At 65.6% G+C, this 14,787-nt stretch carries 13 protein-coding genes; 11 read left to right on the forward strand and 2 right to left on the reverse strand.

Annotated elements, in window-relative coordinates; translation table 11 throughout:
- The first annotated feature begins 17 nt into the window (after positions 1–17).
- The 4 genes from AArcCO_RS09165 (at position 18) to AArcCO_RS09180 (ending at position 5,174) form a co-directional block, all read left to right on the forward strand.
- The gene (locus AArcCO_RS09165; protein ID WP_259533123.1) at positions 18–2,417 is read left to right on the forward strand and encodes a DUF2298 domain-containing protein; all 2,400 of its coding nucleotides are present in this window, start codon (positions 18–20) and stop codon (positions 2,415–2,417) included.
- 37 nt (positions 2,418–2,454) lie between these two features.
- Positions 2,455–3,906, forward strand: a complete 1,452-nt coding sequence (locus tag AArcCO_RS09170; RefSeq protein WP_259533124.1) for a DHH family phosphoesterase — start codon at positions 2,455–2,457, stop codon at positions 3,904–3,906.
- Between the two features lie 75 nt (positions 3,907–3,981).
- Complete coding sequence (locus AArcCO_RS09175) at positions 3,982–4,764, forward strand: CBS pair associated ParBc domain-containing protein (RefSeq protein ID WP_259533125.1); 783 nt, start codon at positions 3,982–3,984, stop codon at positions 4,762–4,764.
- Positions 4,765–4,844: 80 nt separating this feature from the next.
- Positions 4,845–5,174: a 4Fe-4S dicluster domain-containing protein gene (locus AArcCO_RS09180; RefSeq protein WP_259533126.1), complete on the forward strand. Its 330-nt coding sequence runs from the start codon at positions 4,845–4,847 to the stop codon at positions 5,172–5,174.
- 187 nt (positions 5,175–5,361) lie between these two features.
- On the opposite strand, the gene arsB is transcribed toward AArcCO_RS09180, so the two are convergent.
- Complete coding sequence (gene arsB / locus AArcCO_RS09185) at positions 5,362–6,609, reverse strand: ACR3 family arsenite efflux transporter (protein ID WP_303650958.1); 1,248 nt, start codon at positions 6,607–6,609, stop codon at positions 5,362–5,364.
- An 11-nt stretch (positions 6,610–6,620) separates the two neighbouring features.
- Positions 6,621–7,019, reverse strand: coding sequence for an ArsR/SmtB family transcription factor (locus AArcCO_RS09190; RefSeq protein ID WP_259533127.1), 399 nt, complete (start codon positions 7,017–7,019; stop codon positions 6,621–6,623).
- Positions 7,020–7,297: 278 nt separating this feature from the next.
- Here AArcCO_RS09190 and AArcCO_RS09195 point away from each other — a divergent pair, with 278 nt between their 5' ends.
- The 7 genes from AArcCO_RS09195 (at position 7,298) to AArcCO_RS09225 (ending at position 14,733) form a co-directional block, all read left to right on the forward strand.
- Positions 7,298–8,152, forward strand: coding sequence for an electron transfer flavoprotein subunit beta/FixA family protein (locus AArcCO_RS09195; protein ID WP_259533128.1), 855 nt, complete (start codon positions 7,298–7,300; stop codon positions 8,150–8,152).
- Positions 8,153–8,155: 3 nt separating this feature from the next.
- Entirely contained in the window at positions 8,156–9,850 is a 1,695-nt protein-coding gene (locus tag AArcCO_RS09200) for an electron transfer flavoprotein subunit alpha/FixB family protein (RefSeq protein WP_259533129.1), read from the forward strand.
- A complete protein-coding gene (locus AArcCO_RS09205) occupies positions 9,847–11,508 on the forward strand; it encodes an FAD-dependent monooxygenase (RefSeq protein WP_259533130.1) in 1,662 nt (553 codons plus the stop codon). The genes AArcCO_RS09200 and AArcCO_RS09205 overlap by 4 nt, the downstream gene beginning before the upstream one ends.
- 92 nt (positions 11,509–11,600) lie before the next feature.
- Positions 11,601–12,008, forward strand: coding sequence for a DUF8055 family protein (locus tag AArcCO_RS09210; RefSeq protein WP_259533131.1), 408 nt, complete (start codon positions 11,601–11,603; stop codon positions 12,006–12,008).
- Between the two features lie 21 nt (positions 12,009–12,029).
- Positions 12,030–13,253 carry a potassium channel family protein gene (locus AArcCO_RS09215; RefSeq protein WP_259533132.1) on the forward strand — a complete coding sequence of 408 codons (1,224 nt, stop codon included), beginning with the start codon at positions 12,030–12,032 and terminating at the stop codon, positions 13,251–13,253.
- On the forward strand, positions 13,250–14,431 hold the full coding sequence (locus AArcCO_RS09220; protein ID WP_259533133.1) for a DUF8167 domain-containing protein: 1,182 nt from the start codon (positions 13,250–13,252) through the stop codon (positions 14,429–14,431). The genes AArcCO_RS09215 and AArcCO_RS09220 overlap by 4 nt, the downstream gene beginning before the upstream one ends.
- A gap of 23 nt (positions 14,432–14,454) precedes the next feature.
- Positions 14,455–14,733 (forward strand): ubiquitin-like small modifier protein 1, encoded by a 279-nt coding sequence (locus tag AArcCO_RS09225; protein WP_259533134.1) that lies wholly within the window; start codon positions 14,455–14,457, stop codon positions 14,731–14,733.
- Positions 14,734–14,787 lie beyond the last annotated feature (54 nt).

Here is a 14,787-nt window from a genome sequence, read left to right on the forward strand (position 1 = left end):
CACGCCCCACACTGACGATGGAGTATCTGCTCGTCGGACGGTGGATCCTCGCGTTCGCGATCCTGGCTGTTCTGGGCTATCCGATCGGCGCTCGGCTGTTTTCTCGGTTTTCCACCGGCGGCGCCGGCTTCGCGCCGATCGTCGGGGTCACGGTCGTCACGATCGTCGCCTACTGGATTGGGCAGATCGCGTTCGGCTGGTGGACCCTGTGGATCGGACTCGCGGTGCTCGTCGCGCTCTCGGCTGCCTCCACGATGGATCTCGACCGACTCCGGGCCGGCGATCTTTCGGTCGACGACGACCTCCCGTTCAACCGCCGGGGCGCCGCCGACGCAGCGGTCGTGTTCGCGGCGGCGTTTTTGCTCGTGATCGCGATCCGGTCGGCCGACCCCGCCGTGAACCCGATCGGCGGCGAGAAGTTCCTGGATTACGGGCTCTTGCGGACGCTGCTTCGCGCCGAGACGCTCCCGCCGCCGGACATGTGGTTCGCCGGGGAGCCGCTGCAGTACTACTACGGCGGCCACCTCGCAGCGACGCTACTTTCCGGGCTCACGGCGACCCCGCCACAGTACGCGTACAACCTCGCGCTCGCCGGCTTCTACGCGATGCTGGTCACTGCAGCGTTCGATCTCGCCGGCAACGTCGCGTCCGAACGCGGGCTCTCGCGGCGCCGGGCAGGCGCGTTCGCGGCGGTGTTCGTCGGTCTCGCCGCCAACCTGCTCACCGCGACACAGCTGCTGGCGGGCTGGCTCCCCGAAGGGATTCGGAGACGGGTCGCCGAACTGGTCGCCGCCCGCGCGGAGCCGGAAGCCGCCGATCTCCTCGCCGGCGTCGACGGGTTCAGCTACTGGACCGCGAGCCGGGTCATCCCCGGAACTATAAACGAGTTCCCGCTTTTCGCCTGGCTCAACGGCGACCTCCACGCCCACATGATGGGTGGCTCGTTCCTTCTGTTGGCTGTCGCGGTCGCGTTCGCCTACTGGCAGACGCCGGCGGAGCGACTCCGACGACGACGGCTGCTGGTGTTCGTCGTGCTTCCGATCCTGGGCGGGTTCCAGATCCCGACAGACACCTGGAGCTTCCCGACGATCTTCGGCGTCGCGTGGCTGGCGCTCGCGTTCGCACCCGCGAGGCCGCTTTTGCTTTTGCCGGGCGGAGAACGCATCGAAACCGTGCTTCGGTCGGTGGCCGGCGGCGACACCACGACCGACGCGCCGTCGGGATGGGAGAAAAAACCGCTGTCGACCGAACTGTGTCGAACCGGCGGGGCGCTGGTCGTCGCGGCGCTTTCGGGGGCCGTGGGCTTTGTTCTGGGCGCGTCGTTCCTGCTGGGCGCAAGCGCCGGTCAGACGGTCGCGATCCTGGAGGCTGCGGATCGGTCGGGACTGGGCGCGCTGATGGTCGTACACGGCGCGTTCCTCGCGGCGTTTCTCGCATTTCTCTTCGGAACGCTCGGTTCCGGAGGTCGTGGGGCGCTTGCAGTCGCGGTGGCGTTTGGAGCCGTCTCGGGCGTGCTCTTCGAGTTCGCCGCGCTGGTCGTCGTCGCGCCGCTTCTGGTCGGCGGCTGGATCGCGTTTCGCCTCGAGCGCGAGGTCGGATTCGAAACCGTGCTTCTGGTGGGTGGGGCCGGGCTCGTCACCATCGTCGAGCTCGTGTACGTCGCCGAGGAGGCCGGTCCGGGGCGGCTCAACACCGTCTTCAAGACGTACTTCCAGGTGTGGGTACTGTGGGGGGTCGCCATGGGGCCGGTGCTCTCGGATCTCTTCGAGCCGCCCGAGCGGGATCGGATCGCCGACTGGTGGCCCAGTCCGGACACCCGACGGTTCGCTGGCCGCGCGTTCGTCGGGCTCCTGGTTTTGACCACGCTCCCGTACGCCGCGCTCGCGCTGGACGCCCACTTCGACCGGCACGACGCGGGCACTCTCGACGCGACCGCCTTCCTCGAGCGCGACCACCCGGAAGAGGCGCCGGCGATCGAGTGGATCGACGACAACGCCGACGCGGAAGCGACAGCTATCGACCGGGAGCCGACGCTACTTGAGGCGCCGGGCGCGTACAGTTCGCCCAGCGGACTCGCGGCAACCCCCAGCGAGCCCGGAATGTACGCCTGGAACGCCAACCCGGCCTCGAGTCTTACCGGGATCCCGACCGTCGCCGGGTGGCAACACCAGATCGGCTACCGCGGGGGCGACACCTACTGGTCGAGAGCGAACGCGGTCGATCGGGCGTACGCCGGCGAGGAAGCCGATCGCGTCGCCGTCCTCGAGGAGTACGGGGTCACCCACGTGTGGGTCGGTCCCGGGGAGCGCGACCGATACGGCGAGGTTTCCTTCGAACAGTTCGATGGGGTCGAACTCGCCTTCGAAACGGAGACCGTCCGGATCTATCGTGTCGACCCAGCCGAAGTCACCACGTGACGGTAGCGTTTTCCGCCCGGGAGCCGTGGCGAGAGATATGATACGGCGGCTGGTGCTCGGGTGCGGGACGATCGCACACACCGTCATCGAGAGCGTCTCGAAGGGACGGGACGCGCTGTACGTGGTCACCGCCGACAGCGGCTGGGCATCCACGCTCCGCGAGGAGAGTATTCCCGCCCGGGAGGGCGACCCGACCGATCCGTCGACGTTTCCGGACGCAGCCGACGTCGTGATCGTCGCCTCCGATCGACCAGAACGGAACGTCGCTGCTGCCGGCGCGGCAAGGGGAGCATTCCCCGACGCGGAGATTCTCGCGTCCGTCGGGACCGATCCGACACCCGACGCCGTCGAAACACTAACGCGGGTGACCGATCGGCTGATCGACCCGACAGAGGCGGTCGCCGAGCGAGTTCTCGACGCCGCCGCCGGCGAAGGGGGACAGCTGATGGCCGACCTCCACGCGACGCTTCGGGGACTGTCTGGCCCCCTCGGCGTGTTCGCCCACGACAACCCGGATCCCGACGCGATCGCCAGTGCGATCGGGTTGAGCCGACTCGCAGAGGAGATCGGGGTCCAGGCGGATGCCTGTTACTTCGGCGAGATCGCCCACCAGGAGAACCGGGCGCTGGTGAACCTGCTTGACCTTCCGATCCGTCAGATCGAGGAGTTCGATCCGTCCGCATACGACGGGATCGCGCTGGTCGACCACTCGCGGCCAGGAATAAACGACAGCTTACCGACCGAAACCGAGGTCGATCTGATCGTGGATCACCACCCGATGAGAGAGCCGATCCAGGCACCGTACACGGACATCCGCAGCGACGTGGGGGCAACGAGCACACTGCTCGCGGAGTATTTCAATCGGCTGGGGATCAAACCCGGAGAGACACTCGCGACGGCACTGCTGTACGGCATCCGAATCGACACCCGCGACTTCACGCGGGAAGTAGCCGCCCCGGACTTCGATGCCGCCGCATATCTCGTCCCGATGGCCGACGTGACGGCGCTCGAGCGGATCGAGTCGCCCGGCGTCTCCGGTGAGACCATGGACACGATCGCCCGGGCGATCCGGAACCGCGACGTGCGAAACTCGGTGTTGAGCTCCTGTGTCGGCGAGATTTCCAACCGCGACGCGCTGTCGCAGGCGGCAGACGGGCTACTCAACATGAACGGGATCGCGGTCACTTTCGTGTACGGCTTCACCGACGGGGTCGCGTACGGCTCCGCGCGTGCCCGTGGAGCCGACGTCGATCTCGGCGAAGTGCTCCGGGACGCGTTCGCGGAGGTGGGATCGGCCGGCGGTCACGCCGACATGGCGGGCGCACAGGTGCCGCTGGGTATTCTCGGGACGACGACCGGCGAGGACCTCACGGAGCTCTCGGCGGTCGTCCGGGAGGTCATCGCCGATCGGTTCTTCGAGGCGATCGACGACGCCAGGCAGGTCCCGACCCTCGAGTTCGACACCGACGTGACGTTCCCGGAAGACTGAGCGCCTGACGATCGCCAGCCCGCCGCAGACAGCAGGTGGCTACGCTTTTCCGTACGCTTCCCGTACGAACGGTCGATGAGCGGCAAGCCGACCGTCAAGGAGTACATGACCCGCGACGTCCAGACGGTGGCTCCGGAAGACACCGTCGAAGAGGTCACCCGTCGCGTCGTGGAAAGCGACGGCCACAACGGCTTTCCAGTGTGTGTCGGTCGGAGCGTCGAGGGGTTCGTTTCGGCGCGCGACCTGCTTTTCGCCGACCAGGACGCGCCGGTGTTTACAGTGATGAACGAAGACCTCATCGTCGCCCATCCGGAAATGGCCGTCACCGACGCCGCACGGGTGATCCTCCGGTCCGGGATCCAGAAGCTTCCAGTCGTCGACGACGCAGGCAATCTCGTCGGCATTATCTCGAACACTGACGTGGTCCGGTCACAGATCGAGCGTGCGACGCCGGGAAAGGTCGGCAAACTGCGGCGCACGCTCGAACAGATCCACGACATCGAAATCGGAGAGGAACGTCGACCCGTGAGTCTGAATCAGTTGATCCCTACCCAGGGGCGAGTGTACGGGGACGAACTCGAGGGACGGAAGTACGAACTCGAACGAGGACTTGCCGAACCGCTCGTGGTGATCGACAACGCCGGAACGCTGTATCTCGCCGACGGCCACCACCGCGTGATGGCCGCACGGCGACTCGGCATCGACGAGATGGAGGCGTACGTCATCGTGATCGACGAGGAGATCGAACTGGGGATGGCAAAGACCGCCCGTAAGGAGGGGCTCGAGCGGATCGAAGACATTGACGTCGTCGACTACGCCCGTCACCCCCTGGTCGAAACGACGAAACGCCTGCAGTGACCGGAGACTGCTTTGACTGGGGGTCGGGTTTCTGACGTGACAAGAGTTAACTCGTTTTAACCCCGTGTGGGAGTAGACCCATGCCCATCGATTCGAACTTCGAGCAGAACCTCGAGCAGACCGGTGAAGAACACGGCGTGGCCGTCTGGGGGGAGATAGATCCGCCAGAGAAACTGGGTATCCGGGGCACCCACGTCGCCGTCGATTTCGACATCTGTCTCGCCGACGGCGCCTGTCTGGAGGACTGTCCGGTCGACGTCTTCGAGTGGGTCGACACGCCCGGACACCCCGAAAGCGAGATCAAAGCGAACCCGACGAACGAGGACCAGTGTATCGACTGTATGCTCTGTGTGGACGTCTGTCCGGTAGACGCGATCGACGTCGACTCCGGTCGTGCCGGGCGAACCTGAGGGTAGCATCGACCTTCGGGTCATCCGACGACATCGGTGACCGAATCCAGATGTACCGCCGCGACCAGCCGAGCTGCAAGTTGGAAGCTGCAGTGTGTGGCAGCCACGGGAGTATCGATACCGTTCGTCGAACTCTGGATCCTGTAGAACGCCACGTGCCGTGATATCAGTATGAGTCGGTTCCGTCTCAGTCGTCCACGCTCGGCTCCGTCGAGGGCTTGCCGTCGGGGGAACCGGGTTCCGGACCGTCCGTCTCGGCTCCATCCGGGTCGCCGACTGAACCACCGGAAGCGGCGGGTGCAGTTCCCACGAGCTGTCCCGTTTCGTATCCAGTCCAGTCGAACTTCTGCTGGAAGTAGATTGCGACGTTGACCAGCGCCAGCAGCACAGGCACTTCGATCAGCGGCCCGATGACAGTTGCGAACGCGACCCCGGAGCCGACGCCGAAGACGGCGACGGCGACGGCGATCGCCAGCTCGAAGTTGTTCGACGCTGCCGTAAAGCCGATCGCGGTCGTCGTCGAGTAGTCGGCGCCGATGCCCCGTCCCATCGCGAAGCTCACCAGGAACATCACGACGAAGTAGATCGTCAGCGGGACGGCAAGCCAGAGGACGTCGGTCGGCTGGGCGATGATGTTGTCGCCCTGAGTGGCGAACATCACGATTACCGTAAACAGCAGCGCAAGAAGTGTTACGGGACTGATCTTCGGAATGAGTTGCTCGGCGTACCACGCCTCGCCTTTCGCCCGAACGCCGCCGACACGGGTCAGGATGCCGCCCGCAAAGGGGATCCCGAGGAAGATGGCGATCGCCCAGAACACCTGTTCGACGGTGATGTCGAAGGCGGCGATTCCGGCGACCATGGCGTCGAGCCCGAGGATCGGCGGCAGGAACAGCGCGAAAAACCAGATGTACACACCGTACGTGAGGATCTGGAAGACGCTGTTGAACGCCACCAGGCCCGCGGCGTATTCGCTGGACCCCTCCGCGAGGTCGTTCCAGACCAGCACCATTGCGATACACCGCGCCATCCCGATGAAGATCAACCCGAGGAAGTACTCGGGGCGGGCGGGGAACCACGGCACGATCCCGCTGAAGAAGATCACCGCCAGCGCGAACATCAGCGTCGGGCCGATCAACCAGTTTTGGATCAGGCTCAGACTGAGCACCCGCCACTGCCTGAAGACTGTCGGCAGCTGCCGGTAGTTGACCTTCGCCAGCGGCGGATACATCATCAGAATCAGGCCGATCTCGACGAGATGGTACTGCTGAATTGGTTCGACAACCCCCGGCGAAACGTATCCCAGCCCGACGCCTGCCGCCATCGCCAGGAAAATCCAGACTGTCAGGTACTTGTCGAGGAAATCCATCGACCGGGGATTCCCGCAGTCGGGACAGCCACAGTCGGGCCCGTGTTCGTGTTCGAGTTCACTCATCGGTGACGACCTCACTCATCGGTGGCGGTTCCGTCGAGCAGAGTCACCACTGCCACCGCGACGTTTGTGGCCCGGTATTTGCGCCATCGGCCGTCCTTGCGACGAGTGACGAGTCCTGTATCGTTCAACCGGGAGAGGGCGTGGCTGATCGCGCTCTCGCTGGCGTCCACCATCGCGTTCAGTTCGCAGACGCACAGTTCGCCGTCGGCGGCCACGAGCAGCCGAACCAGCTTGAACCGGGTCTCGTTCGCCAGTGCCGCGAGGATGGCCACCTCTTTGCCGATGCGGTCGTCGTCAAGCACCGTCTCAAGTGCGTCGAGCTCGGTAATTCGCTCGTCGACATCTGCTGGCTGACAATCCCCGATCTCGTCTTCGAGATAGCGTTTGAGCCGCACCGTCGCATTAGTCATACGTTCAATTTGCAATTTTATCAAATAAGGGCTTCGATTCTTCTCGTGATCTAGGGCCCCTGATGAGATACAGAGAACGGATGCCGTATAGAAACAGCAGTCAAGAGTGCTCCAATCGGTTCCACGACGGTGCCAGGTGACGGATCCCCAGAGCTGGTACCACCAAATGGTTTAATGATTCTTCAATCGTATAGCTCTTGCTCGACAGTCATTCACGGAGGTCCCCCACACAGTGTTTATGACGTTTCGACCCAAGAACGTGTTGAGGCTCGGTATCTATGCACACGATTGTACTGACGAAAGGCGTTCCCGACTTCCGTGAAGGCGAGGTCTCCTTCGACGAGGACGGCCACCTGGAACGGGGAAAGACCCCGACGGTGATGAACCCGAACGACAAGCACGCCCTGGAGGCGGCGTTACAGACTCGCGTTCGACACGGCGGGCGGGTGAGCCTACTGAGCATGGGGCCTCCCGGCTACGATGGAATTCTCCAGGAGGGAATGCGAGACGTGTACGCAGACGACCTGTATCTGATCTCCGATCGCGAGTTCGCGGCCGCGGACACCTGGGCGACCGCGATCACGCTGGCGACGGCGATCCGGCACCACGGCGACGTCGACCTGGTGTTCGCGGGCTTTAAAACCGCCGACGGCGAGACCGGCCACACCGGCCCCCAGACGTGCTGGTGTCTCGACTGGCCGCTCGTCACCCACGTCGTCGCGCTCGAAGTCGACGAGGAAGATCGCCGGCTCCGCGCGAAACGGCTCGTCGAGGGCGACGTCGAGGAGATCGAAACCGTCGAGGTGCCGATGCCCGCCGTCGTCGTCGCTGATCCGGAGTTCGAGCCCACCTATCGGACCGCGAACACCCGGCTCGAACACAAGCGCCTCCGGCAGGAGACGCAGAAGCGAGCCGAGGAGTACGAGGAGCACCTCGAGATGTGGGACCACGAGGAGCTGAACCTGGATCCCGACTACGTCGGCCTCGACGGGTCGCCGACGATCGTCGAGAGCGTGGACCCGATCCCACGGGCGCCCTCCGAGCGAGAGGCCACAGACGTCGATCCGGAGGATTCCGAGGCCATGGGACAGGTTCTCGAGGAGATGCAGCCGTTCGCCGCGGGGGGTGACTGACCGATGACACTCGATCCCGGCGAGTATGACGTCTCCGAACTCGGGCCGGAACTGGCCGACGTCGCCGACGTCGAGGAACTCCGCGAAATCCTCGACACCGAGAAAGCGGGCAAGGACCGAACCGCGGCAAAGACACTGATAGAGAGCCGCATAGAGAAGTTCGAGGGCGACGACGAGGAGGAGCCAGGAGACGAGAACGGGGACGCCGGCCTCGATCTCGCGGAGATGTCCGCCGCGGACGTGGGAAACGCCGTCCGGAAGATCGACGACGTCGAACGCCTCCGGGAACTGATCGAGCGGGAGGAAGCCGGCGACAACCGGGACAGCGTCAAACGACTCGTCGAAAACCGGATCGACTCGGTCGCCGGAAGCGAGGAGTCCGACGAGCGGGAGCAGCTGTCGCCCGAGGAGAAACACCCCGAGCTGGATCACCCAACTGCCGACAAACAGTACGTCAAGGCCCTCGATAATGGGGCCTATCGTGACATGTGGGTGTACTGCGAGACCCAGGCGGGGGAACTGATCGACGTCTCCCTGGAGATGCTCGGAAAGGCACGCGAGCTGATGGACGAGTACAACCGTCAGTACGACGCCGCCGAGCGCGTCGTCGCGGTGCTGATCGGCGACGACGTCGCCGGCCACGCCGACACGTGCATCGAACACGGCGCCGACGTCGTCGTCTACCACGAGGACGATCGGCTCGAGCGCTTCCGGCACAAGCCCTACACAGAGATATTCTGTGACATGGCCCGGGGGGGAGCCGAACCGCCGATGGGGGTCGGCGAGGAACGCACACCCGGGACAGACCCGGATCCCGCAGACTGGCGAGACTACGACGAGCCGCGGTACACCCTCTTTCCGGCGACGAACAACGGGCGGGACCTCTCTGCGCTCGTGCAGGGCGAACTCGACTCCGGTCTCGCCAGCGACTGCTCGGGGCTGTACATCACCGACGTCACCGTCTCGAATCCGGTGAAAACGGGAGGCTCGGGGAACAACCGCGAGTTCCGGCGCGTGCTTCACATGAAGCGCCCCGACTTCTCCGGGTTCGAATACTCGACGATCCTCTGTCTCGACAACCCGACCCGGGAGTTTCATCCCCAGGGTGCCTCGGTCATCCCGGGGAGCTTCGACGTTCCGGACCCGGATCCCGAACGGGAGGGAGCGGTAATCGAACACGACCTCGAACTCGAAGACGAGTGGTTCCGGGCGGAGGTGATCGACTTCGATCGGCTGGACGGCGGTGTCGACCTCACGGGCAACGACGTCGTCGTGTGCATGGGCCGGGGGATCAGCGCGGATCCCACCCGCGGAATGGAACTCGCGGTTGAGCTGGCCGACAGGTTCGAAAGCGCCGACGTGGGCGTCACCCGGGGTATCGTCACCGGCTCGTTCAACTTCGACGGCCACGTCGAGCAGTACACCGCAGAGGAGCGTCAGATCGGCGAGACCGGCCAGGAGATCGAACCGGACCTGTACGTCGCCGCCGGCGTCTCCGGCGCCGTCCAGCACAAGGTCGGCTGCGACGAGTCGGGGACGATCGTGGCGATCAACACCGACCCGGACGCCCGGATCCACGACTGGTCGGACTACTTCATCGAGGGCGACCTCTTCGAAGTGTTGCCGCGGTTGATCGACGGGATCGCCGCCGGGGAAATCGACCTCGAGGCCGCGGCCGACGGGGGTGAACTCGAATGACTCGCGAGTCGTTCGAGGCGGTCGTCGTCGGCTGCGGTCCGGGCGGGGCGGCTGCTGCGGCGACGCTCGCACGAAACGGCGTAGAGACGCTGGTGCTCGAACGGGGGGTCGAGGCGGGCTCGAAGAACGTCTCAGGCGGGCTCATCTACGCCGAGGAGTCGTCCCCGTACACGATCGACGACCTGTTTCCCGGCTTCCGCGAGGCGGCGACCGAACGCCCGGTGACCGAGTACTACCTCCACAACGTCGCCGGACGGCAGGTGAAGACCTTCGACGTGACGCAGTTGCACGAACACGACACCGAGTGGTCCGACGCGGTGCTCCGGCGACGGATGGACTCCTGGCTGGCCGACCGCGTCCACGAGATGACCGCAGAAACGGGGGGAGGACTGCTCACCGAAGTCAGAGTGAACGGCCTGCTCCGGGACGGCGGGGAGATCGTCGGCGTCACCTGCGACGAACTCGACCCGATCGAAGCGGACCTGATCGTCGCCGCCGACGGCGTCAACTCCGAACTCGCCCGTGATGCCGGTCTCATGGACTGGGAGGAGCCCGAAGAGTGGTTCCAGGGCGTCAAGGCCGTCGTCGACGTCCCGCCCGAAGAAATCGACGACAGCTTCGACGTCGGGCCCGACGAGGGGGCCGCTCACCTGTTTTCCGGGGATCTCTTCGGGGACGCGCGCGGCGGCGGGTTCGTCTACACGAACCGGGACTCCCTGTCCATCGGAACGGTGTTTCACCTCGACAGCGTCGTCGAGACGCGAGCCGAACCCCACGAACTGCTGGACGCGCTGTTGACCCATCCGGCGCTGGGCGAGTGGCTCCCCGACGAGTACACCGAACGGGAGTACTCCGCGAAGCTCGTTCCCGACTCGAAGAAGGTCGCCCACCGATCGCCCCACCGAGACCGGCTCGTCCTCGTGGGGGACGCGGCCGGACAGATGCAGGCACAGGGACCCATCATCAAAGGAATGAATCACGCGGTGACGGCCGGGGCACTCGCAGCCGAGGCGTACGTCGAGGCGCGCTCCCGAGGGGATTCCGGCCTCTCTGGGGAGCTGTACGAGCGGAAGTTGAACGACGAAGGCGTGATGGGGAAGCTCCGTCCCCGCCGCTACGAACTCGTCCGGCAGGTCGGCGAACACGACGCCCTCGCCGACGTGCTCGATACGGTGACGCGATCGCCTGTAGGTCGGCTTGGAGTGCGAGCGCTCGGCGACCGGCTGGAACGGCTCTACTCGTCGGCGTTCCTCGCCACGATGGTGCCGGACACGAAGACGCCGTACGTCACGCTTCCGACAGTGATCGCCGAAGAGCTCGGTGCACCCGTCGTGGAGGAAAACGACGTCGAACCCCCGAGCCTCGAGGAACGGATCGGCGAATTGACGTACAACACCGACGTGGGCAACCCGCACATCGAACTGATCGACGACTCGATCGAGGCGAGCGGCACAGCGGTGACCGCCTGTCCGGTGAGCGCGAAAGAGTTCGGCGGCGGCTGTTACCGCGAAGAGCGCGTGGGAACCAACGGCGGCGAACAGCGCGTCGTGAGCCTCGACACCCAGCCGTGCGTCGAGTGTGGCACCTGCGCGATCGTGGCCGACACCGAATGGGAGCACCCACGCGGCGGCAAGGGCGTTGCCTTCGACGAAGGATAAAAAGCGGCCAATGAGGGAGTAAAAAGCGGCCAATGAGGGAGTAAAAAGCGGCCAATGAGGGAGTAAAAAGCGGCCAATGAGGGAGTAAAAACGTGGCATCCGACTTCGAACCCCGGATACGACGGCTCGCAGCCGAGGCTCGGAAGCGACGGGAAAACAGGTCCTGGACCGACGAACACGACCCCGGAGGCGACCGTCGAACCCCCGAGGACTGTGCGACTGCGGCCGCGCGGGACGGGCTGGGATCGGTGGTAGCGCTGTACGTCGAAGCCCGGACTGCCGAGAAGGGCGTCCGGTTTTCCACCGAAGAGATGGAGTTGCTTCACCGGGCGACGAACGACTGGCTTTCGGTGTACGCAGCGTGTTACGGCGTCGACGTCGATCCCGACTTCACGGTTCGAGAGGCGGCCGAGTTGCTGGTCGACACCCACGACATCCGCGAGACTGCGGCGCTGTTGACGAAGGTCCCGGGGCGGGATCGCAGCGGAAACGGTTTGTAAGCGGGGGCTGTGGATACGTCCATGCCATCGCTTCCGTTCGAGATCCTCCTGGGGATCTATCTGGGCGTCCTCACGGGGATCATCCCGGCGCTCGTCGCCGGCACGCTGGGGTTCGTCTTCCGGTACGTGACCGGAGTGACCATCCCCGGGTTCGGTGTGGTCGTCCTCGCGCTCGCAATCGCGGGGATAAACGGGGGGCTGCTCGCGTTGAACGACGAGACGATCCGGACCGACGAAAACGCCGTCGCGATTCTGACGGCGATCGTCGTCGTGTTGATGCTCGCGCTGTACGCCCACGCGAAGGGGGACAAACTCGGCGCGAACGTTCCCAGACGGATGTCGCTCAAAGGGTTGCGGGAACGCACCCTCTCGACGGACGTCGTCGAACTGGTCGGAGGGCGGGGACGGGTACGGATCACCGTCGTCGGCGAGGTCGAGGACCTCGAGGGGTACCCTCCGCTGTCACCTGAACTCCGCGAGGAGATCAAAACTAACGAGTGGACGTTCCCCGCTGACCTCCCCGTCTCGGAGCTGGAGTCGCGGTTCGAAGACCAGCTCCGGACCGAGTTCGACCTGGCGAGTGCGTCCGTGTCGATCGACGAACGGGCGCGGGCGACGGTCGCTGGAGCCCCGCCGGTCGGGGGGCTCTCGAAACGGATCCCCCCGGGAAAGCGGGCGGTGTCGGTGCCTGCGCTGGTCCCGACCGGGCTCGTTCCGGGTGAATCCGTCCGAATCACTACCCCCGATCTCACCGTCGAGGGGACGCTGTTGAGCGCGTCGTCGGGGACGTCGACCGAAAAGAACAAGCCGGACGCGAAAACCGACGGCGGCGAACCCGAGGAAACGCCGTCGCCGGCGACAGTGGCCATCGACCGGACCGACGGCGGCGATGGACGGGTGACGGTGGCAGTCGACCGGTCGGACGCCGGAACGCTCCTCCGGGCAGAACGCGGGGAGGTTATCGTTCTCTCTCGGGGGATCCGACGGGAGTTCGAACTCACCTCGCTGCTCCGTCGCGCCGGAAAGCGCTTCCGGAAAGTCTCCGTGAAGGCGGGGGGACCGCTGGACGGAACCACGATCGGCGAGGTGAACGTTCGGGAGGCGTACGACGTCGTCATCCTGGCTGCGAAACACGACGGCTGGACGATCACCCCGCGGGGCGAGACGGAACTTGCTGCAGGCGACGATCTGTTCGTCGTGGGCACACGCGAGGCACTGACTGGCTTCGAGGTGGTGGCAGGGTGATCCCGGTTCCGGCCGCGACCTTCGCGGAGCCGAACGTCGCCCTCCTGAACCTGCTCACGTACGCGATCCTCGCCGGCGTCGCCGCCGGGTGCGTAGCGGCGGCGTACCGGTGGTACGTCAACGACGAACTGCCGGAGGGGATCGCCATCATCTTCGGCGTGTCGGTGATCGCGCTGTATCTCAACACCGCCTCCCTGGGATCGTACGTCGCAGGGGAACAGGTCGGGCTGTTCGATCCGGCGACCGCGTTTTTCAACCTCGTCGCGCTGGGCGTCGCCACGGCCGTCTCTCCGGTGGGGCTCCGGGTCGGTGACAGGCTGGGTCGAAACGCTGCCGCGATGGCGGGCGGCCGACGGCTCCAGGGGGACGTCTCGGAAGTGGTCCGCAGCGCCGGGCGCGTCACGACCGTCACGCTTCCCTCCGCAGACGACATCAACGACATCGACGCCTACGACCCGGTCGCCCCCGGAACGAAGGAACGAATGAGCGAGGAGACGCTGCTTTTCCCGCGGCGGATCACCGTAGCGGAGCTGCGAGAGCGGCTCGCCGTGCGAATCAAGGAGGATTTCGGCGTCGGTCACGTCGACCTCGACATCTCTGCGGACGGAACCGTCGAGTACCTCGGTGTCGGCTCCCGTGCGGCAGGGGTCGGGCCGACCCTCGCGCCGGGCACCGTCGCGGTCGCGGTTCGGGGGGATCCGCCGTACGCCGCGACCCCCGGCGACATAGTGCAGCTGTGGACCGACGAAGAGGGACCGAAACGCGTTTCCTCGGCCGAACTCCGGGCGACCGCCGGCGACGTCGCCACGGTCACGGTCGACGAGTCCGACGCCGAAAAGATCGACCAGTCGCGCCGGTATCGACTGGTCACGCTCCCCGCGGAACCCCAGGCGGACCGGGAGTTCGCCTCGCTGTTGCGCAACGCAGACGAGACGATGACCGTGGCAACAGTATCGGCCGACAGCGAACTCGTCGGTGCGCCGATCGGCGACCTCGGCCCGACAGTCGCCGCCGTTCGACCTCGCGACGGGCCGATCGAGGCGATCCCACCCCGAAGCTACGCGCTCGCGGCGGGCGACGAACTGTACCTCGTCGGACGGCCCGATAGCCTCAGGCGAGCAGAGCGACGAGCCCGGGGGGAAGGGGAACCCGAACAGCCGGGTGCGCAATCCTCTTAGTCCGCCGGCAGTGACAGATCCGTATGGAATGGAAACTGTTCGCCGACCTCGCGGAGGTCGCCGGCGAGGACACCGTCGAGATCGACGCCGCAATCGACACCGTAGACGACGCGCTCGCGGCGCTGCTCGAACGGCATCCCGGACTCGAGGAGCGGATACTCGACGAGGACGGCGAATTGCTGGATCACATCAACGTCCTATGCAACGGCGAGTCCGTCCGGAACGGCGACGGGATGGACACACAACTCGAAGACGGCGACGAACTCGCGCTGTTTCCCCCGGTAAGCGGCGGCGAACAGTGAAACCGGCGTTCCACTCATCGACACGGTGAAGTGTCGTCGCCGGGAGAATCCGGT

Source organism: Halalkaliarchaeum sp. AArc-CO, assembly GCF_024972735.1.
In the GTDB taxonomy this organism is placed as follows: Archaea; Halobacteriota; Halobacteria; order Halobacteriales; family Haloferacaceae; genus Halalkaliarchaeum.

Coding starts and splice junctions, on each gene's coding strand:
- AArcCO_RS09180 (WP_259533126.1), top strand. CDS start 4,845: ATGCCCATCGATTCGAACTTCGAGCAGAACCTCGAGCAGACCGGTGAA.
- AArcCO_RS09170 (WP_259533124.1), top strand. CDS start 2,455: ATGATACGGCGGCTGGTGCTCGGGTGCGGGACGATCGCACACACCGTC.
- AArcCO_RS09205 (WP_259533130.1), top strand. CDS start 9,847: ATGACTCGCGAGTCGTTCGAGGCGGTCGTCGTCGGCTGCGGTCCGGGC.
- AArcCO_RS09165 (WP_259533123.1), top strand. CDS start 18: ATGGAGTATCTGCTCGTCGGACGGTGGATCCTCGCGTTCGCGATCCTG.
- AArcCO_RS09215 (WP_259533132.1), top strand. CDS start 12,030: ATGCCATCGCTTCCGTTCGAGATCCTCCTGGGGATCTATCTGGGCGTC.
- arsB (WP_303650958.1), bottom strand. CDS start 6,609: ATGAGTGAACTCGAACACGAACACGGGCCCGACTGTGGCTGTCCCGAC.
- AArcCO_RS09190 (WP_259533127.1), bottom strand. CDS start 7,019: ATGACTAATGCGACGGTGCGGCTCAAACGCTATCTCGAAGACGAGATC.
- AArcCO_RS09200 (WP_259533129.1), top strand. CDS start 8,156: ATGACACTCGATCCCGGCGAGTATGACGTCTCCGAACTCGGGCCGGAA.
- AArcCO_RS09225 (WP_259533134.1), top strand. CDS start 14,455: ATGGAATGGAAACTGTTCGCCGACCTCGCGGAGGTCGCCGGCGAGGAC.
- AArcCO_RS09175 (WP_259533125.1), top strand. CDS start 3,982: ATGAGCGGCAAGCCGACCGTCAAGGAGTACATGACCCGCGACGTCCAG.
- AArcCO_RS09195 (WP_259533128.1), top strand. CDS start 7,298: ATGCACACGATTGTACTGACGAAAGGCGTTCCCGACTTCCGTGAAGGC.